The 24,272-nt window shown below is 69.9% G+C and carries 18 protein-coding genes and 1 riboswitch; of the genes, 13 read left to right on the top strand and 5 right to left on the bottom strand.

The window, feature by feature from the left end; translation table 11 throughout:
- Positions 1–3 precede the first annotated feature (3 nt).
- On the top strand, positions 4–1,602 hold the full coding sequence (locus tag A3IC_RS55890) for a glycosyltransferase family 2 protein (RefSeq protein ID WP_040877007.1): 1,599 nt from the start codon (positions 4–6) through the stop codon (positions 1,600–1,602).
- A gap of 75 nt (positions 1,603–1,677) precedes the next feature.
- Here the strand turns inward: A3IC_RS55890 and A3IC_RS55895 are convergent, their stop codons facing one another.
- Complete coding sequence (locus tag A3IC_RS55895) at positions 1,678–4,308, bottom strand: YfhO family protein (RefSeq protein ID WP_052173705.1); 2,631 nt, start codon at positions 4,306–4,308, stop codon at positions 1,678–1,680.
- A 256-nt stretch (positions 4,309–4,564) separates the two neighbouring features.
- On the opposite strand from A3IC_RS55895, the gene A3IC_RS55900 reads away from it, so the two are divergent.
- The 5 genes from A3IC_RS55900 to A3IC_RS0122405 all read left to right on the top strand — a co-directional run bounded on the left by A3IC_RS55900 (position 4,565) and on the right by A3IC_RS0122405 (position 11,329).
- A complete protein-coding gene (locus A3IC_RS55900; RefSeq protein WP_052173707.1) occupies positions 4,565–6,688 on the top strand; it encodes a DUF8189 domain-containing protein in 2,124 nt (707 codons plus the stop codon).
- Between the two features lie 196 nt (positions 6,689–6,884).
- Positions 6,885–7,889: a glycosyltransferase family 2 protein gene (locus tag A3IC_RS0122390; protein ID WP_040877026.1), complete on the top strand. Its 1,005-nt coding sequence runs from the start codon at positions 6,885–6,887 to the stop codon at positions 7,887–7,889.
- Positions 7,889–8,299 carry a GtrA family protein gene (locus A3IC_RS0122395; protein ID WP_020552295.1) on the top strand — a complete coding sequence of 137 codons (411 nt, stop codon included), beginning with the start codon at positions 7,889–7,891 and terminating at the stop codon, positions 8,297–8,299. Before A3IC_RS0122390 ends, A3IC_RS0122395 begins: the two co-directional genes overlap by 1 nt.
- A gap of 49 nt (positions 8,300–8,348) precedes the next feature.
- The gene (galE, locus tag A3IC_RS0122400) at positions 8,349–9,317 is read left to right on the top strand and encodes a UDP-glucose 4-epimerase GalE (RefSeq protein ID WP_020552296.1); all 969 of its coding nucleotides are present in this window, start codon (positions 8,349–8,351) and stop codon (positions 9,315–9,317) included.
- A 505-nt stretch (positions 9,318–9,822) separates the two neighbouring features.
- Positions 9,823–10,007, top strand: a riboswitch (cyclic di-AMP (ydaO/yuaA leader).
- A gap of 2 nt (positions 10,008–10,009) precedes the next feature.
- Positions 10,010–11,329 (top strand): transglycosylase family protein, encoded by a 1,320-nt coding sequence (locus A3IC_RS0122405; protein WP_020552297.1) that lies wholly within the window; start codon positions 10,010–10,012, stop codon positions 11,327–11,329.
- Between the two features lie 130 nt (positions 11,330–11,459).
- On the opposite strand, the gene A3IC_RS55905 is transcribed toward A3IC_RS0122405, so the two are convergent.
- Entirely contained in the window at positions 11,460–13,493 is a 2,034-nt protein-coding gene (locus A3IC_RS55905) for a PIG-L family deacetylase (RefSeq protein ID WP_020552298.1), read from the bottom strand.
- Positions 13,494–13,616: 123 nt separating this feature from the next.
- Entirely contained in the window at positions 13,617–14,765 is a 1,149-nt protein-coding gene (locus tag A3IC_RS0122415) for a C40 family peptidase (protein WP_020552299.1), read from the bottom strand.
- A gap of 234 nt (positions 14,766–14,999) precedes the next feature.
- On the opposite strand from A3IC_RS0122415, the gene A3IC_RS0122420 reads away from it, so the two are divergent.
- The 6 genes from A3IC_RS0122420 (at position 15,000) to A3IC_RS0122445 (ending at position 21,117) form a co-directional block, all read left to right on the top strand.
- The gene (locus tag A3IC_RS0122420; protein WP_026218593.1) at positions 15,000–15,320 is read left to right on the top strand and encodes a hypothetical protein; all 321 of its coding nucleotides are present in this window, start codon (positions 15,000–15,002) and stop codon (positions 15,318–15,320) included.
- Between the two features lie 315 nt (positions 15,321–15,635).
- Positions 15,636–16,442 (top strand): DUF8175 domain-containg protein, encoded by an 807-nt coding sequence (locus tag A3IC_RS0122425; RefSeq protein ID WP_020552301.1) that lies wholly within the window; start codon positions 15,636–15,638, stop codon positions 16,440–16,442.
- Positions 16,432–17,745, top strand: coding sequence for a hypothetical protein (locus A3IC_RS0122430; protein WP_020552302.1), 1,314 nt, complete (start codon positions 16,432–16,434; stop codon positions 17,743–17,745). Before A3IC_RS0122425 ends, A3IC_RS0122430 begins: the two co-directional genes overlap by 11 nt.
- Positions 17,745–19,256: an SCO6880 family protein gene (locus A3IC_RS0122435; protein WP_020552303.1), complete on the top strand. Its 1,512-nt coding sequence runs from the start codon at positions 17,745–17,747 to the stop codon at positions 19,254–19,256. The genes A3IC_RS0122430 and A3IC_RS0122435 overlap by 1 nt, the downstream gene beginning before the upstream one ends.
- 58 nt (positions 19,257–19,314) lie before the next feature.
- A complete protein-coding gene (locus A3IC_RS55910; RefSeq protein WP_020552304.1) occupies positions 19,315–20,658 on the top strand; it encodes an ATP-binding protein in 1,344 nt (447 codons plus the stop codon).
- Positions 20,659–21,117 (top strand): hypothetical protein, encoded by a 459-nt coding sequence (locus tag A3IC_RS0122445; protein WP_020552305.1) that lies wholly within the window; start codon positions 20,659–20,661, stop codon positions 21,115–21,117.
- 138 nt (positions 21,118–21,255) lie between these two features.
- Here A3IC_RS0122445 and A3IC_RS0122450 read toward each other — a convergent pair whose 3' ends face one another.
- A complete protein-coding gene (locus A3IC_RS0122450) occupies positions 21,256–21,522 on the bottom strand; it encodes a hypothetical protein (RefSeq protein ID WP_020552306.1) in 267 nt (88 codons plus the stop codon).
- Positions 21,523–21,641: 119 nt separating this feature from the next.
- Positions 21,642–22,562 carry a DMT family transporter gene (locus A3IC_RS0122455; RefSeq protein WP_020552307.1) on the bottom strand — a complete coding sequence of 307 codons (921 nt, stop codon included), beginning with the start codon at positions 22,560–22,562 and terminating at the stop codon, positions 21,642–21,644.
- A gap of 514 nt (positions 22,563–23,076) precedes the next feature.
- Here A3IC_RS0122455 and A3IC_RS0122460 point away from each other — a divergent pair.
- The gene (locus A3IC_RS0122460) at positions 23,077–24,222 is read left to right on the top strand and encodes an acyl-CoA dehydrogenase family protein (protein ID WP_020552308.1); all 1,146 of its coding nucleotides are present in this window, start codon (positions 23,077–23,079) and stop codon (positions 24,220–24,222) included.
- The last annotated feature ends 50 nt before the right edge of the window (positions 24,223–24,272 follow it).

Below are 24,272 nucleotides of genomic sequence, written 5' to 3' on the forward strand. Positions count from 1 at the left end.
GGGATGGCAGCGAAGGACGCAGTGAGCGTCGTCGTCATCACGTACAACGACGCCGTGCACCTACCGGATGCCATCGAGTCGGCACTGGCCCAAGGCGAGATCGTGCACGAGGTCGTCGTGGTCGACGACGCCTCGACCGACGACACTCCCCAGGTCCTCGGACGCTGGCCCCGCGATCGGGTGCGCGTGGTGCGACGGACCGTGAACAGCGGTGGGTGTGGGGCGCCCCGCAACGACGGAACCGCGTTCGCGCGGGCCCCGTGGGTGCTCTACCTGGACAGCGATGACGTGTTGCCCCCCGGGGCGGTGCAGAAGTTGCTGGCCGCGGCCGAGGCCGCCGACGCGGACTTCGCCGTCGGCGCGTGCGTGCGGCACGAACTCCCGGAGAATCGCGATGTACCGTGGCAGCGCGAACTGTTCACGAACCGGGGCGTGTATTCGCTGGCCCTCCGCCCGGAGACGCTCTGGGACACGTTGGCGGTCAACAAGCTCTACCGGCGCTCGTTCCTGACCGCGAACAAGATCCAGTTCCCGGACGGCGACGAGCACTACGAGGACTTCGTCTTCACCGCCGACGTGTACGCGGCGGCGACCCGCTTCGCGGTGATCCCGGATCACGTCTACACCTGGAACGTGCGGCGTCGCTCGGCCGCGCCGTCGATCTCGTTGCGCCGGGATCAGCTGAAGAACTGGCAGGACCGGCTCAAGGCGCATACCCACGTCCTGAAGACGATGCGCGCCACCGGCGAGACCCGGCTCGTGGACGCCGCCGAACGCAAGTTCGTCGAGCACGATCTGGCGCTGTACCTGCGCGACCTGCACACCAAGGACGCCGATTACCAGCAGCAGTGGTGGGACGCCACGCGCGCACATCTGGACACGTTCGGTTACCGCGGGATCGAGACGGCCAACGCGCCGATGCGCTGGATCTCGGCACTGATCGCGCTGCGCGGGCAACCGACCGCCCTGCCTCGGCTGGCCGAGTTGGCCGCCGAGCCCGCGCGACTCGTCCCGCCGTACGCCGGCACGCCGAACCGTCCCCTGTGGGACGACGAGGAGCCGTCGGTGCCACTGACCGGGCTGACCACCGAGTCGCCCGATCGGCTGCCCATCAACATCGAGGCCGCGGTGACGATGAGCGGGCCCCGGCTCGCGTTGGTGTTGCGGGTGGCCGACCTGTACGGGTTGCTTTCGAGGGCCGGTGCGGTCGGTGCGGACATCATCCTGCGGGATCGGCACGGTCGTGCCGAGCGGCGCCGGGCCGCGCAGTTGGAGACGGTGGCCCGAGACGGGTTCCTGCACGGCAAGGCGACTCTGGAGGGCGGCACGCTGCGCGGCCTGGAGGCGTTCGCGACGTGGGACATCTGGGCCCGGATCTCGTTCCGGGACGGCACGTTCCGCGAGGTGCGGGTGCGCGCCGGCGGCGGTTCCGGACTCGGTCGACACCTGGTGCCCGACCTGCGCCGCGGCGTGCTGCTGGTCCAGCCGTACCGCACGTCGAGCCATTCGCTGGGCGTGCGCGTGGCGGACGGCCCGCGGGGTGCGGCGGCGGTGGCATCGGCCCGGATGAAGCGACGGAAGGCTCCGGGCAAGAAGAGCTGAGCAAACCCGACACGAAGGCGGCGGCCACCCGGTTTCCGGGCGGCCGCCGCCTTCGTGGCAAGGCGATGTGTCGGCCTACGGCAGGTTGGCTGCGGACGTCTCGGCCCGGCGCCGCATCCAGCGGCCGATCAGCGGAATCGCCAGCAACGCCACGAAGCCCACACCGCCCGCGACGGCACCCTTCGCCAAGCCCGGCGGGGTGTACGAGCAGGAGATCTCCGAGGCCCCGGATCCGAGCGGCACCGCAAGCAGTCCGTAGCGGTTCGTCGCCTTGACCGAGGATCCGTCGCGCTCACAGGTCCAGCCCTTGTTGGCGGGCGTGGCCACCACCGCGGTACCGGTGCTGCCCTTGGGCAGCTTCGCCTTGACGTCGTGTCCGCCCACGGACAACGACCGGGCACCGGTGGCCTTGAGTCCGGCCACCGCCTGGTTCAGGCGGGCGTTGTCCAGGCAGCCGATCGGCTCACGCGGGACGTTGCCGGTCTCGCTCGGCTTCAGCACGACCGAGACGGCGCCCGACGTCGGGACCGTGCCCAGCGGGATCACCGGGGCACTCGTGCCCGGCGCCCGCCCGGAGATCTTGGACTCGTTGTCGAACGCGGACACGGTCGCCGACAACCACGGTGCGTAGAGGTAGGCGGTCGAACCCGGCGTGCACTGGGCGTCCAGGCGCACGTTGGTCTTGCCCTTGACCGGCACGACCCGGACCGGATCGGTCCCGCTGTGCGACTTCGCGGTCTCCAGGCCGGACACGCGCACCTGCGGCACGGTGTACACGTCCGTGCCCAGCGCGGCGTTCTGCCAGGCGAACGCGCTGCCGCGCACCGAGGTCGCGGTTTTGGGCTGCACCGTGACCAGAGGCGGCGCCGAGTAGCGGTCGACGCGGGAGACCGACGTCCCCTTCTCCGGCGCCAGCACCCGGGCGCCAACACTGAAGATCGCGTCGGTGACCGGGTTCTCGACCGAGTCCAGGTACCGTCCGTTGATCCACCACGGGTAGCCGAAGCGCTGAAGGACCGTCGCCGAGCGGGACGTCACGTAGCTGCTGTAGTACTGCGCGTTCTGGCCGTCCATCAACAACACGTCGTTGTTGACGGAGGAGTTCGGCGCGGTGTCGGTGCGATAGGCCGGCCAGCCGTCCGCCTCGCGTGTCGCCGCGTACTTGGCGGCGTAGGACGAGTTCCATTCGGGCTTGGGCTCGAAGAAGTCCAGGCGATTGCGGTAGTCGTCGACCGCGACCGCGGAAATCGTGGCCTCCGTGGCGAATCCGCCGACCAGGAGTACCGCGAGCCCGGCTCCGAGTGCGCGGCCGGCTCCGCCGCCGATCCGACCCACCGACAGGTTGGGCACGATCAGCACCACCAGCGCCACGAGGCCACCGATCAGCAGCGCCCACCACGTGTACTCCATCTGCACGTCCTTGACGCCGCTCGCGTACAACGCGACCGCCAGCACGACAGCGCCCGCGCCGAGCACGGCGAACAGACCGGGGCGATGCGACAACGACAACCAGGCGGCGATCACGATCAACCCGCTGAGCACGAACATCGCTCGATAGGGGCTGCCGTTCGGGATGTCCATCCCGTGCCAGAGCTTCTGCGTGGGCTCCCATACGTAGGAGGCGCCCACCAGGACCAGGGCGATGCTCCAGCTCGCCCGCACCCGCTTCGCCAGCGCCTTGTTGAACGGCATGGTCAGCACCAGGAGCAACGCGAACGTGCCGACGAAGAACTTGGGCGCGGTCACCAGCGGACGGGTGGCCGGCAACATCTGGGTGACGTAGACGTCGCCCGGGATCGCCTTGAACATCGACATCGGCGCCGGCTGGGCATCCTTGCTGGCGAGATACGACGGCACGAGCAGAGGCAGGGTCAGCAACACCCCGACGCCGACCGAGGACATCGCCCGGACCGCGCGCTCCGCACGGTGTCGCCAGGTCACGTCCTCGGCCATGGCGCGGACGGTGAAGAGCACGCCCGCACCGATCGTCGCCATTATCGCGGTGTAGAAGTTGCCACCCCACGAGAACGCGACGAACAGCGTCGCCCAGACCCATCGGCGCCCCTGCAGGCTCCACTCGACGGCGATGCACATCAACGGGAACGAGGCCAGGCCCCACATCCACATCGGGTCCGGCGAGGCGTCGTCCAGCGCCCACGCGCACATCCCGAAAGCGGCGCCGAGCACGGCGCGCTGCCACCACGGTCCGTTCGAGATCATGCCGAGGTAGCGCGTCATCAGCGCGGCCCCGAGCGCCATGCTCAAGGGGGTGATCAGGAATACCGCCAAGTCGATCTGGTCCCGCGGGAACAGCGCGACCAGCCACGAGAACGGGTTCATCAGGTAGGTGTAGAAGTCCGGCAGGTAACCGGTCCCGTACGCGCTGTCCCAGTTGAAGAACAGGTCTCCGGAGGTGCGGCCGTGCACCAGGTCCCAAAAGTGCGCGTGAAACGGGACGAACTGGTTCGCCAAGTCGTTGATCGCCCGGGAGCGGGATCCGAAGGGGGACGTGCCGCGCACCGCGCAGGCCGCACAGTAGGACGCGAAGGCGAGAAACGCCGCCAGGAGCGGTCCTCGCCCGGCGTTCGCGAACCGGCGCAGCCGCGGACCCGGGAATCGGCCGTCATTGCCGGAGGCGGTGTCGACGAGATCCTCTCCGCTTCCGGCCGCTTGGCCGTCCTGATCGACTTCTGCGGTGTGCGTCAAAGCCTCTGTTCCCTTTTCAGACATGTCGCGTACCGGTGGAACCTCGCGTGACCACACCGCCGGGGGCGGGCCGGCGCCCCGTGCCGGAGCCACCATTCTCCAAGGTCATACTGTAGAGCCCCGGCGCATCGACGGTTTCGGTCGCCGCAGCCCCGCGCGGACATGGCCGATCGCCCGGCGCCGCGTACCGCGCGCAACCGATGGGGTTGTTCCGCGCGTGTGATGACACGAGTTCCCGGAAGGAAGGGTGCCACCCATGCCGATGCCGTCGCCGACTCGACGGGGGCTGCTTGTGACCGCCGGTGGCGTGCTCGCCGCCGCGGTGGCACCGCTGACCTGGTGGGGACTGGACCGGCGGGACGAACCCCGGCGCAACCGCCGGGCGCAGGACATCGCGACGAAGACACCCGCACCCGCGAAGGTCCCCGCCTCGGTGATGCACGTGATCGCGCACGCCGACGACGACCTCTACTTCATGAACCCGGACGTGCTGGCCACGTTGGGCCCCGACGCGCGCAGCGTGACAGTGGTACTCACCGCCGGCGAGTCGGACGGGCGCAATTTCGGACGAGACGACCCCAGACGTACCAAAGGAGCTCCGGACCGGGCCGGTTTCACCGGCGCCCGGCAGAACGGGGCGCGGGGCGCCTACGCCCTGATGGCGCTGGGCGACCGCACGGCGCGTTGGAAACGCGAGCGACTGGACACCCGCGGCGCCGTCGCCGAATTGAACACCCTGATCGACGCACCCGGCGTGCAACTCGTCTTCCTGAGCATGCACGAGGCGGGAATGATCACGGCCTTCAGCCGGAACAGCCTGCGTGCGCTCTGGGAGAACACGTTGCCCCGCCTCGGTACGCTCCCCGCCAAGGGCGGCCTGGTGACCACCGCGTCCTCGTTCACGCGCGATTCGCTGCTGGAGACCCTCACCGATCTGATGGGCCACTTCCGGCCGACCCTGCTGCGCACCCTGGACCCGGATCCGGAGACGAGCCCGCAGGGCCCCGATCACGTGCCGACCCCCGACGACCATCAGGACCACACCGCTGCGGCTCTGTTCGCGTTGGAGGCGCTGCGCCGCTATCAGGAGGGCGGCGCGCCGGGCCGTCCGCCCACCGTCGTCGAGTCCTACCGGGCGTACTGCAACGCGCACTGGCCGCACAACCTCGGCTCCGAAGGCTTCGGCCGCAAGAAGAAGGTGCTGGAGACCTACGGCTGGGTGGACGCGTGGGACTGCGGTGATCCGATCGGGTGCGGCGACCGCAAGGTCGGTTCGAACGTCGCCGTCTACAACTGGGCGGAAAGCACCTACCCGCGTTACCCCGGAACGGCGAACTGGACGCAGGCCGGCCCCAATGGGGCGCTCTACTCGTTCGCGGTGCTGGACGGGCAGGCCGTCGTCTGGGCGACCGGCGCCGACGGATCATGGCAAAAGGCCGCCACCCTCGGCGGCGGCCTGCTCGCGCCCCGACTGGAGGTGCTCAAGCGGGGAGACGGTCGACTCCAGCTGTTCTCGTTGCGGATGAACCTCGCGGCGGACCCGGCCGCGCAGCGCCGGGAAATCGTCACGTGCGTGCAGAACGCGGGCGGTTCGTTCGGCTCGTGGACCTCGCTGGGTGCACCGGACGAGGCGGATCCGGTCGCCGTCCGCGAGACCGGGTCGCCCACGGTGATCGCCGACGGAGCGGGCCGGCTGCATCTGTTCGCCCGCAACAAGGTCCGCAGCCTGAGCGAGCGGGTACAGAATACGGACGGGACCTGGCAGCCCTGGCGGTCGCTGGGCGGGACGGAGATCCAGGACGGCGTGTCCGCGGTGGCCCTCAAGGACGGTCGAATCGAGGTCTACGCCTCGACTCGGACCGGGATCGCCCGCTGGAGCCAGTCGCGCGGCGGCGACCCGCTCACCCTGGACTCGTCGATGCCCTACCCCGCACCGGGCGGACCGTTGACGGCGTACGCCGAGGCCGACGGTCGCGTCGCGCTACTGACCCGTCAGGTCGACTCCGGGCGCATCCTGCTGTACCGGCAGAGTGCTCCCGGAGCGTCGTGGGCCAAGACCGATCCGATCGATCTGGGCGGGCAGGGCGGTACCGGCGCACCGGCCGCGCTGCGCGTACAGGGCGTCGAGGGCGTGCTGCTGGCGCACCGCAACGACGGTCTGGGGGTCAGCGTGGCCCGCCTGCCGTCCACCCCGACCGGGGCGCCGACCTGGACCGATCTCGGCGGCAAGTCCGTGCATCTGCCCGCCGTGACCGCCGACGCCGCCGGCCGGGTGTTGATCACCGTGCTCGGCCCCGACGGGAGGATGTCCTCCGCCCGCCAGGAACGAGCGGGCGCGGCAGCAGCGTTCGGTGCCTGGACCCAGGCGCCGATCGGCTGATGAGCGGGTTTTCAGGCGGTCTTCCCAGACCCGGATCGCGGCCGAATCATGCAACAATGATCGACGCTCGGGCAGGCGCGCGTCTCGAACATCGTCGCCTCCTCCCGAGGTCACCCCGGGGGTGGGTAGGCTCCCCGACCATATGGTTGCGACCAGGGCGCGGCCTGTGTCTTCAGACGAGAAACCGGTGAAGTCGATGCTCTTGTCTCTCGTGGTGCCGTGCTTCAACGAAGAAGCCGTCCTCTCCACATTCCACGAGACGATCCGCGAGGAACTGAAGGACATCGGTGCCGACGTCGAGATCTGCTACGTGGACGACGGCAGCTCGGACGGCACCCTTCGTATCCTGCGCGAGTTGGCCGCGAAGGACCCGGCCGCCAAGTACGTGTCGTTCAGCCGCAACTTCGGCAAGGAAGCGGCCATGCTCGCCGGCCTCGAACAGGCTACCGGCGACGCGGTCGTGATCATGGACGCGGACCTCCAGCACCCCCCGGAGCTGATTCCGCGCATGCTCGACCTGCACCTCAAGGGTCACGATCAGGTGATCGCGCGGCGCAGCCGTGAGGGCGACAAGCGCTTCCGCAGCTTCCTGAGCAGCTCCTACTACAAGCTCGTCAACCGCTGGGTCGACGTCGAACTCGTGGACGGCGTCGGCGACTTCCGATTGCTGTCGCGCAAGGCGCTGGACGCGCTGTTGTCGATGCGCGAGTACAACCGCTTCTCCAAGGGGCTCTACTCCTGGATCGGGTACGACTCGGTCCTGTTCGAGTACAAGAACGTCACGCGCGAACTCGGACAGACCAAGTGGAGCTTCGGCAAGCTCCTCAACTACGCGCTCGACGGTCTGATCTCGTTCAACAACCGCCCGCTGCGCGTGGCCATCTACTTCGGTCTGATGCTCTCGGCGCTGTCACTCGTCTACACCATGGTCCTGGTCGGCATGGCCATCGTCCAAGGTGTCCAGACGCCCGGTTACATCACGATCATCGCGGCCGTGACCGGTCTCGGCGGGTTGCAGATGACCATGCTGGGGCTGATCGGCGAGTACATCGGCCGTATCTACTACGAGACCAAGAACCGGCCGCACTACCTGGTTCGCGAGAGCGCCGAGGACCACCGCGTCCCGGTGCCGCAGACCGCCGCGACCGTCTCGATCCGGGAGACGTCCGCGGACATGTCCGCGCGGGGGGCTGGTCGCTGATGCTGCGCCAGGCCATCCGGTTCGCGCTGGTGGGTGTCGTCAACACCGGCACCTACTACCTGCTCTACCTCGGGTTGCGTCATGTGGTGCCGTATCTGGTGGCTCACATCACCGCCTTCATCCTGAGCATGATCGGCTCGTTCTTCATGAACACGTACTTCACCTACAAGGTGAAGCCCACGTGGAAGAAGTTCCTGCTGTTCCCGCTGACCAACGTGACGAACTTCGTGATCACCACGGTCGGCGTGTACGCGCTGGTGTCGTGGGTGTCGATGGACGAGCGGATCGCGCCGCTCGTCGCCGCCGCCGCGGCGATCCCGGTGACGTTCGTGGTCTCGCGCAAGGTGATGATCCCCGGCACGGAACCGCAGCCCCGCGTCTCCGAGTCCCGTTCGACACCTGTGTCCTGATCGGCCCGGCCTCGTCCCGGGAGGCGGGCTCGGCGGATACGCTGAATCCATGAAGTGGCTTGTCACCGGCGGTGCCGGATACATCGGGACGCATGTCGTGCGGGCGCTGCTCGCGGTCGGCGAGGACGTGGTCGTGGTCGACGACCTGTCCTCGGGCTCGCGCGAGCGGGTTCCCGAAGGGGTGCCGCTGGTGGTCGGCTCGGTGCTGGATCGGGCGCTGCTCGACGAGGTCTTCCGGGCGCACGCCGTGGACGGGGTGGTGCACATCGCGGGCCGCAAGCAGGTGCCCGAATCGGTCGCGCGCCCCCTCTTCTACTACGAGGAGAACGTCGAGGGTCTGCGCACCCTGCTCGCGGCCGTGGTGGCGGCCGACGTCACCCGCATCGTGTTCTCCTCCAGCGCCGCCGTGTACGGCATGCCCGACGTCGACCTCGTCGACGAGGACACCCCGTGTCTGCCGATCAACCCGTACGGCGAGAGCAAGCTCGTCGGCGAGTGGATGATCAAGGCCACGGCGCGCGCGCACGGGATCTCGTACGCCTCGTTGCGCTACTTCAACGTCGCGGGCGCGGGCGCGCCGGAGCTCGCGGACAAGGGCGTGTTCAACCTCGTGCCGATGGTGCTGGAGAAATTGACGGCCAATCAGGCGCCGGTGATCTTCGGGGACGACTACGACACCCCGGACGGCACGTGCGTGCGCGACTTCATCCACGTGGTGGATCTGGCCGAGGCGCACGTGGCCGCCACCCGTCGGCTCGCGACCGACCCGGACGCGCGCCTGGTGTTGAATGTGGGGCGCGGCGAGGGCACGTCGGTGCGCGAGATGGTGGAACTCATCGGCGAGGTCACCGGTTTGCCCGACGCCGCGCCGGAGCACCACCCGCGGCGCGCGGGCGACCCGGCCCGGGTGGTCGCGAGCGCCGACCTGATCACCACCGAGTTGGGCTGGAAGGCCCGGTACGGCACGTCGGACATGGTGCAGAGCGCATGGGCCGGCTGGCAGGCGCTGCGCGGCTGAGGCGAGTGCGGCGCGCCGCGCCGGTGGGTCGTCGGCCGTCGGCGCGGCGGACCGGGGTTTCTCGAGCCGCCGGGGCCGCTCGGGCCGAGGTCGGCGGGCACGAAGTCGCCTGGGACGAATCGGACATGCGGCATTTCATGTGTGGGGTAGATCACGCCGGCCGCGAGTGCGGATGCCCGCCCGGCTGGGCATGAGCGCCCCCGCGCGACGCTACGCGCGATGCCGATGTGACAAGCGGGGCGTAGGTGTTCGTTTCCGGACGATCCGCCTGCACGGCAACCGGGAGCCCCTGTCACGCATTTCCGACGCATCCACCACGGAACGCCAACTACGGTCCTTTCCGTAAGGGATCATCTACATTGCGCTCATCCGCAAATCGGATATTCGACGTCTATCCGACACGGACTTGTGATCTACGTCCGGGCCTGCTTAGCGTTCGATCCGTCCGTATCCCACACGGACCCCGATCGCCGGTACGCCGAATCCTGTCGCCGGCCGTTCGGGAGGCTGACGAGCACCACACGACAGGAGCGGGGGAACCACAGGTGAACCGCCGTGAACGGCCCCGATCACAACGATCGGACGCCGCGAACGGCTTGGGGTGAAGCCACGTCCTTCGGGATGTGGCCGGGCTATCGATCTCCGGCCCGAATCCGACAGCTCACCTCGTAGGCGTGGGAGAGGATCCAGCCATGCTGTCCGGAACCGGGCGTCATCGCCGTCGCAGCACCAGTAGGACCACGCGTCTGATCGCCGCGGCGGGTGTCGCCGGAGTCGGCGTCGCCATGCCGATCATCGGCGCGGGCACGGCTCAGGCCGCCTCCGTGAGCACCTGGGACAAGGTCGCCATGTGCGAGAGCACGGGCAACTGGCAGATCAACACCGGCAACGGCTTCTACGGTGGCCTGCAGTTCACCCAGAGCACCTGGAACGAGTTCGGCGGCACGCAGTACGCCGCGCGGGCCGACCTGGCGACCAAGGGTCAGCAGATCACGATCGCCGAGAAGGTGCTCAAGAGCCAGGGCCCCGGCGCCTGGCCGGTGTGCTCGATCAAGGCGGGTCTGACTCGCGGCGGCGGGACCCCCGACGTCGACACCGGCTCCTCGGCCGGCAAGACCGCGCCGAAGACGGCGCCCAAGACCGAGACTCCCAAGGCCGCGACCCCGAAGAAGACGGTCGCCGAGCCCAAGATCGAGGTCAAGTCCGAGGCCCCCAAGGCCGAGGCACCCAAGACCGAGACCCCGAAGACCGAGCCGGTCGCCAAGGCGGACTCCACCCCGACGTCGTCCTACGTCGTGGTCGCCGGCGACACGCTCTCGAAGATCGCCGGCGCCGCGCACGTGCCCGGCGGTTGGCCGAAGCTGTACGAGGCCAACAAGAGCGTCGTCGGCGAGAACCCCGACCTGATCTTCCCGGGCCAAAAGCTCACGGTCGACGGCAAGGTCGCGCCGACCACCGCCAAGACCGAGGCCGCGCCCAAGGTCGAGGTGCAGAAGCCGGAGACCCCGAAGGCGGAGACCAAGCCGGCCGCGCCGAAGACCTCGGTCAAGACCGAGGCCGCCAAGTCCGACGCCAAGCCCGCCGCGAGCACCGAGAAGGCGTCCGGCTCGTACGTCGCCCCGGTCTCCGGCGCCACGCTCACCTCGAGCTTCGGCGCCGGCGGCTCGCGCTGGTCCAGCGGCAGCCACACCGGCCAGGACTTCGCGGTCTCGACCGGCACCACGGTGCGCGCGGTCACCTCGGGCACCGTCGTGTCGGCAGGTTGGGGCGGCGCGTACGGCAACGAGGTCGTCATCCGGCACGCGGACGGCAAGTACACCCAGTACGCGCACCTTTCCTCGATCTCGGTCAAGGCCGGGATGAAGGTGCAGACCGGCCAGAAGATCGCGCTCTCCGGCGCGACCGGCAACGTGACCGGCCCGCACCTGCACTTCGAGGTCCGCACCACGCCGAACTACGGCTCGGCGGTCAACCCGATGACGTGGCTGCGCAGCCACGGCGTGAGCGTCTGATCCACCGCACTCCCGCGCCGTCCGGCGGGCGTTCCCTTCGGGGAGCGCCCGCCGTTCGCGTGTCCGGGCGGGTGCCCGCGCGGCCGGCCGGATCGTGTCGTCGACACGGCGTGCGGTGCGCGGCGCGTCGTCAGGACGAAGGTGCGGTGCGCAGCGCGCCGTCCGGCCCGAGCCACAGGGCGACCGGCCGCCCGGCGCCGTCCGTCGCACCGGTGGGCCCGACCGCGACCGCGTGCTCGTCCAGCACGATCGGCGGGCCGGCCGCGCCGACCACGACCGGGCGGCCCACGGCGTCCCGGGTACAGACGGCCGTCGTGCCGTCCGGGCGGGGCAGCGGGAACAGCGCCTCGTAGCCCTCCCCCGCGCCGCGTGTGCCCCCCGACGCCCAGGCGCCGGGCCCGACTTCGACCGCACTCGCGATCTCCGCCGTGCCGGCCCGCCGGTAGGCGACGCTCACCCGGCCGTCGGCGCCCACCGCCGCCGCGGGTGGTCCCACCGGCCGTTCGGCCGCGATGGTGCCGGGCGGCCCCGTCCGGTCGCCGGCGAAGTCCCAGTACCGGATGCCCTCGCGGGCCGTGCCGAACACGGTCACCCGGCCGTCCGGTCGGGTCACCGCGCTCGGCCCCTCGACGATCTCGCCGCCGCCGAGGTCCTGCCAGGCCGACCACACCTCGCTGCCGGCCGGCCGAAAGCGGGTGCTGAGCCCCTTGTCCCGATTGCGCACGAACAGGTGCAGTCCGCCCGCCCCGTCGGCCTGGACCACCGGTGTGCCCGGCCCACGCCCGCCGTCGTCGGGGCCGCCCAGCCCCCGCCACGGGCCCAAGGCGCCGCCGGGCGTCGCCTCGGTCGCGGTGACGATCTCGAACCGGTCCCGATCGGAGCGCCGGGCGCCGCCGATCCGCAGCGCGAACACCGCGATCCGGCCGTCCGCCGTGCGCACCGCGGCCGGCCCCGGGGCGAGTTCGCCGTCGCCGGGACCGGGCATCGACTGCGCCGGGGACCAGGTCCGGGTGCCGACGCCCTCCTGGGTCCACCGGGTGACCCGGCCGCCGAGCACGGCCCACGCGGTCAGCCGGCCGTCCGCGCCGAGCACCGGCCGGGGCCCGGCGTCCGGAAAGCGATACGTGGTGCTCTGTGGCCAGTTGGTCCGCGCGGCGGTGTCGCGCACCTTGAGGTCGCCGCAATCCACCCGTCCCGGGCAGTGGTGCACCCGGTCGGTCCAGCCGTACACCCGGGTGATCTCGTCCTTGCGCTCGCGGGCCGCCGGCGCGAGATTGTGCGGCCAACGCTCGTTGTAATAGCCCCGGTAGGCGATCGCCGCCGCGCTCGCGGCCGGCCGCGCGGCGTTGTACCGGCGCAGCGCCTCCCAGGTGAATCGCGCGGCGGCGGTGTGGTCCTGGTGGTCCGAGACGCCGCCGTTGTCCGCGTGCACGGGGTGCGCCCCGTCGTGCCGCTGTCGATCCGGGTCCGGGTCGAGTGTGCGCACCACGCTCGGCGCTTGGGCCCGCATCAGGTCCGCGAGCGAGTCGATCAGGCCGTCCCGGGTGTACGAGTAGGGCCCGCCGGCCGGCTCGTCTCGGGCCGCCAGCGTGTCGAGTTCGCGTTCGCTGCCGTTCCACAACGTGCGCAGCCGCCCGTGCGCGCCGATGCCCTCCTCCTTGCGCGTGTTGAGGAACACGAGCTTGATGTTCGGGGCGTCCACCAGGTGGTCGAGCTCGGCGTGCGCGCCGTCGCGCAACCGCACGCTGTGCCGCTCCCATCGGGCCGCGCGGTCGCCCAGCGCCATGAACGCGTACGCGGCGCGCGAGCCGTTGTTGCGCGCGGCCGCGTACGCCTGCGGATCCGGGCGCCCGCCGGGGCCGTTGCGTCCGTCCGCCTCGCCGGCGGTGAGGAAGACCGTCACGCTGTCCGTGCCGGTGCGCACCGCCCGGTCGACGTCGGGGTTCATGAAGTAGAGGTCGTCGTCCTGATGCGCGACCACCTGCATCACCGCACCGGTCGTGCCGGGCCGCGGCGCCAGGGTCTCGATCCCGATCGGCGACGTCGGAGCGTGATACGGGGGCGACCCGTAGGGCCCGGTCACCTTCACCACCGCGAGCGCGAAGCCGAGCGCCAGGACGCCGACCACCATGGTGAACCTGCCGGTGCCGGGGATCATCGCCATGTGGCGGGGCCTTTCTGCCGTCGCGGGCGAACCGGCCCCATCATCGCCGGTCGGCGACCGCGACCCGCACCCGGCGCACCCGACGCGGTCCGCCCCGGCACACGTGCCCGAGCGCGCCGGCGGTCAGCGCCCCCGCGCGCCGCCCGTCCTCGCGGCGCGCGGTTCGGCCGCGGCGGGCAGTCGGGCCGGCACCTTCGCGCCCGCGGCGGTGGACCGACCGGGGTCGGCGGCCGGACTGCCCGCCCCCGAGTCGTTGTTGGCCGAACCGGGGCTGCGATCCGGCAGCGACTTCGCCCCCTCGGGGGTGACCCGGGTCGCGCCGATGTAGTCCGGCTTGTCGATCGGGCCGAACTTGATCACCGTGCCGGTGTACGGCGCGTGGATCATCTGGCCGTTGCCGACGTACATCCCCACGTGGTGGATGCTGCGCGGGTCGCGCAGGTCGGTGGCGAAGAACACCAGGTCACCCGGCAGCAGTTGGTCGCGCGAGGGATGCCGGCCGGCGTTCCACTGGTCGTTGGCCACCCGGGGCAACTTGATGCCCACGGTGTCGTAGGCGGCCTGGGTCAGCCCCGAACAGTCGAACCGACCGCCGTCGGCCGCGGTGCCCTCACCGCCCCACAGGTATTCGGTACCGAGCTTGGTCTGCGCCCAGTTGACCGCCCCCGCCGCGAGCGCCATCGGCTGCAGCGGGGTCTGCACCACGCCGAAGCTCTGCTCCAGCGAGCGGATCGACTTCACGTAATCCTGGGTCTGCGTGTACGGCGGAATGCCCTTGTACTGCATCACCCGGTACGCGCCCGCGTTGTACGCGGCGAGCATGTTGTTGGTCCGGTCGCCGGGCACCGAGGCGACATATTTGGCCAACGAGCAGTCGTAGCGCGCCGCGGCCGGGATCGCGTCGGCGGGATCCCACGGACTCGCCTTGCCGTCCCCGTTGCCGTCGGTGGCCCACTCGGGCCACGTGGTGGGCATGAACTGGGCGATGCCCTGGGCCCCGACGTTGCTCACCGCGTTCGGGTCGAATCCACTCTCCTGGTAGAGCTGCGCGGCCAACAGCGCCGGCGAGATCTCCGGGCAGAGCCGACCCCACTTGTCTATCGCAGCCGCGTACGCGGCCGGCACGGTGCCGGGCGCGAGTGCCATCGTGCCGCCGAGGCCGGTCTGGCTGCCGGACGCGGACTGCATCGCGCCGACGCCTACAGTGAGCAGACCCACCAGACCGAAGGGGATCGCGAATGCGATGCCACCGGCCACCCAGGCTTTGCGCATCGCAGGCACCCCCGTTTCTCCGCGACCGGGACGGGTCGCGACGGACACTCCGAGCACATTGTGCGCGCCACGATTGCTCAGCGCAATCACCCGTGATACACACAGTGAGCAGACACACTTGCCGAGGTGGTAGCCCGATCGGCTTCCCCACAGCACAATAAACGAACGACCCACTCCTCCTGTCGAATGTGACCGGAGGCAACCAAAAGCCCGACCTCGGGGGCGGTGAACAACGTGTTTCTTGGCGAAGGCAACGGCAACGGCAACGGCGACATCAATACGATCATCGGCGGCATAGCTCCGAACTGGGGCCCGTTCGCAAGGCTGGGCGGCGAAGCCCGGATCATGGTCGAGGTGATCATGGCCGTGGCCCTGCTGCTCTGCCTGGCCATTGCGATCTGGGGTGCGGCGAAGCAGCGCATAGGCGCCACCGCGATGCGCGACACGTTCAGCGCGGAGCAGGGCAAGGGCCTCATCATCGCCGGCCTGACCGGCGTCTTCATCATCGGATCGCTCGGGACGCTGTTCACGATTGTGTACGGAATGGCGATCTAGACCGATTCGCACCCTGCCGTCCCCAAGGTGGCGAATCCCGTGGTGTTTTGTCCCGGGCGCGGCGCACTTCGGTGCGCCGTGCGCCCCGAAAGCGGAATGCCCCATTCCGCATGCGAGGCAAAGCAGCAATTCCGGCACCTTTACCGGACAATCGAGCCTGTGTTCACACAACAGCGCCGTGCCACCGGAATGACTTCCCGTCTGGGAAGATCGTTCCGGCTGCAACCGAACCCGGCGGCGCTCCGCCCCCGGGAACAGTGTTGTGCGCGCAGGTCGTCCGTATCTTCCGGCCTGCCGCGGTAAGGGGGACAGGCCATGAGCGACGAGGAACCCGCCACGCGTACCCGCCTGCCCAGACCCACCTCCTCACCGGAGAGTCCGGAGCCCAGGCGCAACCCCATACTGTCCGGGATCGGCGTCGTCGTGGTGATCGCCGTGGTCATCGTGTCCCTGTTGTTCGCCGCGAACCGCTCCGACGACGGCGGCTCGCCTGCCAAGGACGCCGGACAGACCTCCGCGGCCGGCACCGGAACACCCGGTGGACCGCCGCTGTCCGCCGCGCAGTTGCCCGAACGCACCGAGTCGGGCGTGCCGGTGGGCTACCCGCAGACCGCCGAGGGCGCCCAGTCGGCCGCGGCCAACTTCGTCGTCGCGTACGGCTCGGACCGGATGTTCCAGGCCCAGCCGCGGGCCGCGATCATCACCGCGATCACCGACCCGGCGATCCGCGACGGTCTGCTCGCGCGCGTCGACCAGGCGTTCCGCGCGCAGACCACGACATTCGGCCTACAGCCCGACGGGAACCCGCCCAAGGGGCAGACCTTCGTTTGTCGGGCCGTGCCGATGGGCACCAAATCTGTTGCCTTCACGCCTACTTCGGCAACCGTGGAGGTCTGGAGCGTGGGCGTGGTGGGCCTCGCCGGGACCGGCTCCACCAAGCCGGTTGCCGAGGCGTGGAACACCACCACGATGAAACTGTCGTGGGTGGCCGGCGACTGGAAGCTGGTCGAGTTCAGCCAGAAGGAGGGCCCGACTCCGATCTCCGGGCTGCAGGATCCGTCCAGCGCCAACGACATCGCCAAGGCCGACGGAGAGTTCGGGGAATTGCGCCATGCACGCTGACCGGGAACGCCGCAGCCTTCGCAACCGATTCCTGACCCTCGGCGGGGCACTGACCGCGGTTCAGGCCGTCGTCGTGCTCGGTGCCACACGCGTATGGGCCGAGCCCACACCCGGTGCCACGACACCGCCCGCCACCACGCCCAGCGCGACCGCACCCGCGAACAAGCCGGAGTGCGAACTGCTCACCGGCCCGGCGAAGGACATCTGCAACAACGGCGGCCCCGGCGCCCCGGGCACCGGCACACTGGGCACCGTCACCGACCCGCTCGGCTCGATCGCCAAGGGTTGTGCCGACGCGGCGACCTGGATCATCGACAAGCTGGCCGGCGCGGTCAACGACACCACCCAGGTGGACTTCACCAACCCCGGCTTCCTGCGCCAGTACGCGGTGGTGTTCGCCGCGTCCACGTTCCTGACCCTGATCCTGTGGATATTGGCCGTCACCAAACGCGCCGTGCGCGGGGTCCCGATCGGCACCGCGATCAGCGAGGCGATCGGCTACCTGTGGCTCGCGGTGATCGCGTCCGCGTTCACCCCGCTGATCCTGTATTTGGCCGTCTCGATGACCGACGCGATCACCGCGGCCATCGCGACCGGCACCCAGCAGGACACCAACAAGTTCCTCGGCGGCTTCTCCAAGGCGCTCGATCCCGCCGGCGACCTCGGCGGCGGGCCGGTGATGCTCATCTTCGTGTCGCTGCTCTCGATGGCCGCCGCGGCCGTGCTGTGGGTCGAACTCCTGGTCCGCGCGGCGATGTTGTACGTCGGCGCGATCCTGGGCACGGCGGTGTACTCGGGCCTGGTGGACAAGGCGATGTGGCACCACGTCCGGCGCTGGGCCGGGCTCATGATCGCGGTGCTGCTCGCCAAGCCGGTGATCGTGATCGTGCTCGGGCTGGCCACGGCGGTCACCTCCGGCGGCAAGAACGACGCGTTCTCCTCGGTGCTCTCCGGGCTGGCGATCCTGTTCCTGTCCATCTTCGCCAGCGTGCTCATCTACCGATTCGTGCCCAGCATCGGCGACGACATGGCCGCGCTGCACAGCAGTCGCAAGGCGATGCAGTCGGCCGGTCCGGCCTCGATGGTCAACGGTCCGGCCACGTATATGAAGCAGGGCATCCAGGCACACGCCTCGCGGGGATCGACCGGTTCCGGCTCTGCCCCGGTGACCGCGAACGCCGTATCGTCGGGCATTGCGGCCCATGGCACCAGGGGCGGAGGTTCGGGCGGCGCCCCGACGCCGGCACCATCGCCTCCGGCCAATCCCGCGGCAACGCCTCACGCGAGGAACGGTAAAGAGTAATGACTACGCAACCGGTCGCCCGACGCCGAACCTTCCTGATCGGCAAGGCCAAACCCACGGCGGTCATCGGCAAGAACCGCGAGCCCGGCGAGATCTTCCTGATCATCGCGGCCGGCGGACTCGCCCTGCTGTGGGGCCTGTTGATGCCGATCCTGGTGATCCGCATCGCCGGCCTGGTCGGCTTCCCGCTGCTCGCGTTCGCCGCCGTGTACCTGCCGTACAAAAAGCGCACGTTCTACAAGTGGTGGGAGATCAACCGCACCTACAAGCGCACCATCAAGCGCGGCGCCACGTACCGATCGGCGGTCACCGAGGCGGGCACCAAACTGACCGGGCAGGGTGTCGCGGTCGGCGCGCCGCCCGGGGTCGGTCGGGTGGCCTGGTCGAGCGTGCCGTTCGGCCCGGACGAGCTGACCGTGCTGCTGCACCTGGAACGGCGCACGGTCACCGCCGCGATCGAGATCGAGGGCCCGGGCGTGGGGCTGCGCGACTCGGAGGACCAGGAGGCGCTGGTCGAGCGGTTCGGCACGCTGCTCAAGCACGTGGCCAACGGCGACGGCTTCGTCACCCGGCTCCAGGTGCTGGCCCGGACGCTGCCCGCCGATCCGGACGCACACGCCAAGGACGTGGCCCGGCGCGGCAACCACAAGGCGCCGATGTGGGTCCAGGACTCGTACGAGCAGCTCCAGTCGATGGTGTCCACCTCGTCGGAGCAGCACCGCGCCTATCTGATCGCGTGCATGCACTACACCCGTGAACTGGCCGCCGAGGCCATTGTGATGGGCAAGGGCGACAAGGGCATCGGCGTGGTGATGGCGCGTGAACTCACCGACGTATGCGCCCGGTTGACCGAGGCGGACATCCGGGTCCGGCAGCCGCTGAACGAGGCGCGGCTGGCCTCGCTGATCCACTCGATGTACGACCCCGAGCATCAGATCGACGCGTTCGAGGGCATGCAGGCGCGCTACGCGTGGCCCGCCGAGTTGGACGCGACGCACCCCAACTACCTGGAGGCCAAGACCCGCGAGTCGGACTCGGCCGAGCCGTGGTGCCACGCCACCGCGTGGATCAAGGAGTGGCCGCTGACCCCGGTCGGCGTCAACTTCCTGGCCCCGCTCCTGGTGCACACCCCGGACGTGATCCGCACCGTCGCGGTGACGATGGACCTGGAGCCCACCGACATCGCGATCGAGCGCATGCTCACCGAGAAGACCAACGACGACGCGGACGCGGCCCGCGCGGCCAAGATGAACCGCGTGGTCGACCCGCGCGACATGGCCCACACCGGCCGGGTCGACCAGCGCGGCGAGGACCTGGCGGGCGGCGCGGCGGGGGTGAACATCGTCGGCTACATCACGGTCTCCTCGCGCAATCCCGACCAACTCTCCCGGGACAAGCGCACCATCCGCGCCTCGGCGGGCAAGTGTTTCCTCAAGCTGGAGTGGTGCGACCGCGAGCAACACCGCGCGTTCGTCAACACGCTGCCGTTCGCGACGGGTATTCGAAAGTGAGCGTCGGCGGTGTCACCGCCGCGGACGGGACGGATGAGGTGATCACGTGTCGGGTCTGATGTCCACGTTGACCCAGGGCTTCTCCGGCATCATCTTCGGCCGGGGCGAGACCCAGCGGCTGCCGGTGCGCACATCCACCGGACAGGCCCAGGCGATCTATCTGCCCACGGCCGCGCCCGGGCTCGGCGACTCGGGCGTGATCATCGGCCGCGAGGTGTACTCCGGCAAGGGCTACATCTACGACCCCTTCCAGCTGTACGGCCAGCAACTGCCCGCGCCGCACTGGCTGGTCCTGGGCGAGTCCGGGAACGGCAAGTCGGCGCTGGAGAAGACCTACGTACTGCGCCAATTGCGCTTTCGCGACCGCCAGGTGGTGGTTCTGGACGCGCAGGGCGAGGACGGCGTCGGCGAGTGGAACCTGATCGCCGAGGCGCTGGGCGTCAAGCCGGTCCGGCTGGACCCCAACGACCTCTCCGGCGACGCGGTGCGACTCAACCCGCTGGACCCGGCGATCGCGGTCACCGGCCAACTGGCGCTGCTGCGCACCATCATCGAGGTGGCGATGGGCCACTCGCTCCAGGAGCGGGCCGGCTACGCGCTCAAGGCCGCGCACACGCACGTGATGCGCACCGTGCACGGCAGGCAGCCGATCCTCCCGGACATCGTCGAGGCGCTGCGCAATCCGACCCCCGAGTCGTGTGAACTGCTCAGTCTGGATGTCAAGGACGTCCGGGTCTGGGGCTTGGACGTCGCACTGGTCCTGGACCGGCTCACCGACGGTGACCTCCAGGGCATGTTCGAGGGGCCGACCACGGACGGCATCGACCTGGACTCGCCGCTGATCATCTTCGACCTGTCGCATATCGACCGGAACTCGATCGCGATGCCGATCCTGATGGCGATCGTCGGCGTGTGGCTGGAGCACACCTGGATCAGGCCGGACCGGGTCAAGCGGATCTTCCTGGTCGAAGAGGCGTGGCACATCATCAACAGCCCGTTCGTGGCCCAGTTGTTCCAGCGCCTGCTCAAGTTCGGCCGGCGTCTGGGTCTGTCCTTCGTCGCGGTGGTCCACCACCTCTCCGACGTGGTGGACGGCGCGGCGGCCAAGGAGGCGTCGGCGATCCTGAAGATGGCCTCGACCAGAACCGTGTACATGCAGAAGGCGGACGAGGCACGCGCGACCGGAAAGGTGCTCGGTCTGCCCCGGTGGGCGGTGGAGATCATCCCGACCCTGACCCCGGGCATCGCGGTCTGGGACGTCAACGGCAACGTGCAGGTGGTCAAGCACCTGATCACCGACACCGAGCGGCCGATGGTCTACACCGACCGCGCGATGACCGAGGACGCGGTGGAGGAACGAGTGCGTGCCGAGGCGGCGTTGGCCGACGATCCGGCGGCATAGATGGGGTCCTACGGACGCCCGCCGCAGCCGCGCGAGCCCACGCCGGGCCGGGCGCCCTCGGAGGGCGTCCCGGACGGCCTGCTGATCGCGGGCCTGGTGCTGCTGATAGCGGGCACGGCGGTGATCTGGCTCGCCACCGGGCTGGCCGCGCTGGCGAGCGGCAAGGACTGGCCCGACGAGGTCACCTACCACCACTCGGCCCTGGCGATGCGCTCGATGCTGGGCGACCCCGACGATCTGCCGCACGCGTGGCCGGACACCCCGCCGGGACAGTTGCCCTCCCCCACCGCGTTCTGGGTGTCGTTCGGTTTCGTGGTGATGATCCTGCTGGTCGCGGTGGGATGGGTGTTCTGGTGGTGGTTGCGCCGGGCCGCGGCGAAGGCCGCGCGGGCGGCCGGCGCCGAATCACCCGATTCACCTGCCCCGAAGCGGAATCAGCGGCTCCCGGACGGGGAATGATGTGCGTGCGCACCTTCGTCGAGGGCGCCCCTTGATCGTGGCCGGGCCTGGTCGCCGCGTGGCCGTACGGTGACCCGGCGATCGGCCCGACCCACCATGTGCGGGGCGGCATGGCCCTGTTGATGCCGTTCGCATCGATCAGTCCGTCCACGTCATGCATTCTTCGCAACGGTAGGCGCGCGGACCGGACTTGTATTCCACCTTGTCGGACTTGCGGTAGTACCTGCACGCGCGGTTCTTGCAGACGATCGGGTGGCCGTCGACCGCCTCGATCGGTAGGGGCACCGTGTCGTAGGTGCACGGCGTGGGCGGCAGCTTCTTGTAGTAGCCCCCGGTCGCCGGTAGCGCGGTCGGGTCGAACGGCGAATACGCGGCCCCGTCGAAGATCCCCTCGGACACGCTCATGCGCACCTCCTCTGTCTGCCGGCCATGTGCCGCTGTGCGCCGCACGCTAGCCGAGATTCGCGGTCGGAACGGGTGGTTCGGGACGGTTTCCGCCCGAAGGGCCGACGGGGCCGCGGGGTTCAGCCGCGCGCGGGCGTGCCGGCCGCGCGGTGGTGCACGGCGATCGAGGTGAGCACCAAGACCCCGCCGAGCAGCCGTTCCGGGCCCGGCCGCTCACCCTGAAGGAACGCGGCGAGCACGGTCGCGGTCAGCGGTTCGAGCAGCACCGCCACGATGCCGCCGCCCGCGTGCCCTCGGCCGAGCGCGCTGAAGTAGGCGACGTACGCGCCCGCGGTGGGCACCACACCGAGGAAGAGCACCGCGCCCAGGATGTCGGTGCGCATCGGCACGGCCATCCCGACCATGAGCCCGGCGGGCAGCAACATGCACCCGCCGCACAGGAATCCGAGCCCGGTGACGGCGACTCGGTCGAGCGTGGGCAGAGTCGGCCGGGTGTCCAGGGTCAACACGGCGAACCCGCCGGCCGCCACCAGCGCGAAGCAGATGCCGACGAGTGCGCCGCGCGTGCCGCCGGCGGGTGAGCCGAGCAGCAGGGCCAGGCCCAGGGCGGCCACGACCAGGCTCGCGATCGCGGTCGGCCCGGGTCGGCGCCGCTCCTGCACGGCCGAGCCGGTGGTGACCAGGATGTGTACCGCGACCATGGTGGTGAGCGTGGCCAGGCTCACCGAAGTGGCGGCCACGGCGGCGAAATAGGCCGCCTGGAACACCGTGAACAGCGCCCCGGTGCCTGCGATCCGGGCAAGTTCGGCCCGACTCGGGCGGCGCACCCGCAGCCGCCCGGAGGCGAGCGCGTAGGCGGTGACGAACAGACCGCCGGCGAGCAGCCGATAGGCCGCGACGGCCACCGGGTGCAACCCGGCCCGGGTGGCCAGGACCGAACCGGCGATCCCGCCGGTCCCCCACAGGACGCCGGCGAGAACGAACAGATCGAGCCCGGATCGGGTGTTCCGGGCAGCGTGCAGAAAGGTACGAACAGACATGCGAAAGCTCCGACTTCGACGCCTACAGGACAACGTCGGAGCGGGGCGGCACCCGGTTCGGGCCAGGCCGATCAGGGGTCGCGACCCGGGCTTACCGGATCGGACCCGGGGGCACCCCGCTCAGTGGCGGGGCGGCGGGCAGACGGCCCAGGTGTGGTGCATGGGCGACACCCTAGTCGGGGCTCGGTGCCACGGCCTCGGATTTTCGCCCCGCCGCACCACGAGGCGCCTTGGGCCCGGAAGCTCGGCCGCTCCCCCGGCGGGGCCCTCGTGCACCCCATGCCGGGGACGTCTCAGGCCGGCGCTCCCCAGCCGCGGGCTCGGCCGCCCCCGGCGGCGTCCCCACGCGCCCCCACTCGGGGTCGTTTCGGCCGTGCGCTCCGCGACCGGGGCTTGATCCCCTTTCCGTGCGGACCTAGCATGCGAGCACGTGGAACCTACCGACCGGTAGGAATGTCCGATCCGGCTCGATCCACCGTCCACCGCGACACCGCTGACCGCAGGGGGAGCACACATGAGGGACCGGCACCTCGAACCCGAGCACATCGCCTTTCGCGAATCCGCGCGTGAGTTTTTTCAGCGTGAGGTGGTCCCGTTCCACGATCAGTGGGAGAAGGACGGCATCGTCGATCGCTCGGTCTGGCTCAAGGCCGGCAAGCAGGGGCTGCTGGGCATCGACGTGGACGAGCGCTACGGCGGCGGCGGGGTGTCCGACTTCCGCTACTTCGCGACGTTGTCCGAGGAACTGATCCGGGTGGCCGCGTCCGGGGTGGGGTTCGGGCTGCACAACGAGGTGGTCGCGCCGTACCTCAACGACCTGGCCACGGACGAGCAGAAGCAGCGTTGGCTGCCCGGCTTCTGCTCCGGCGAGATCATCACCGCGATCGCGATGACCGAACCCGGCGCGGGCAGCGACCTCCAGGGGGTGCGAACGACCGCTATCCGGGACGGTGACCACTACGTGCTCAACGGCGCGAAGACCTTCATCACCAACGGCATCAACGCCGACCTGGTGGTCGTGGTGGCCAAGACCGACCCCGCGGCCAAGGGCAGCAAGGGGATCAGCCTGATCGTGGTCGAGCGGGACATGCCGGGCTTCGAGCGTGGTCGCAACCTGGACAAGATCGGGATGAAGGCGCAGGACACCGCCGAGTTGTTCTTCTCCGACGTCCGGGTGCCGGTGAACAATCTGCTCGGTGAGGAGAATCGCGGCTTCTACCACCTGATGAACAACCTGCCGCAGGAACGCCTGGGCATCGCGTGTGCGGCGGTCGCCGGCGCCGAGACGGTGTTCGCGCACACGCTGGAGTACGTCAAGACGCGTACCGCGTTCGGCCGTCCGATCGGCTCGTTCCAGAACACCAGGTTCGAACTCGCCGAGATGGACACCGAGTTGGACATCGCTCGTACCTACGTCGACGACTGCGTCATGAAGCACATCGCGGGCGAGTTGGACGCGGTCGCCGCCTCGAAGGCCAAGTGGTGGACCACCGACCTGCAAAAGCGCGTGGTCGACCGCTGTCTGCAACTGCACGGCGGATACGGCTACATGCTCGAATACCCGGTGGCCAAGGCGTTCATCGACACGCGGGTGCAATCGATCTACGGGGGGACGAACGAGATCATGAAGGAAATCATCGGCCGCTCCCTCGGCATCTGAATGTCGGCATCCGAACCCAGGCATCCGAACCTCGGCATCCGAAGCGGAGC

This window comes from Embleya scabrispora DSM 41855, from assembly GCF_000372745.1.
GTDB lineage: Bacteria > Actinomycetota > Actinomycetes > Streptomycetales > Streptomycetaceae > Embleya > Embleya scabrispora.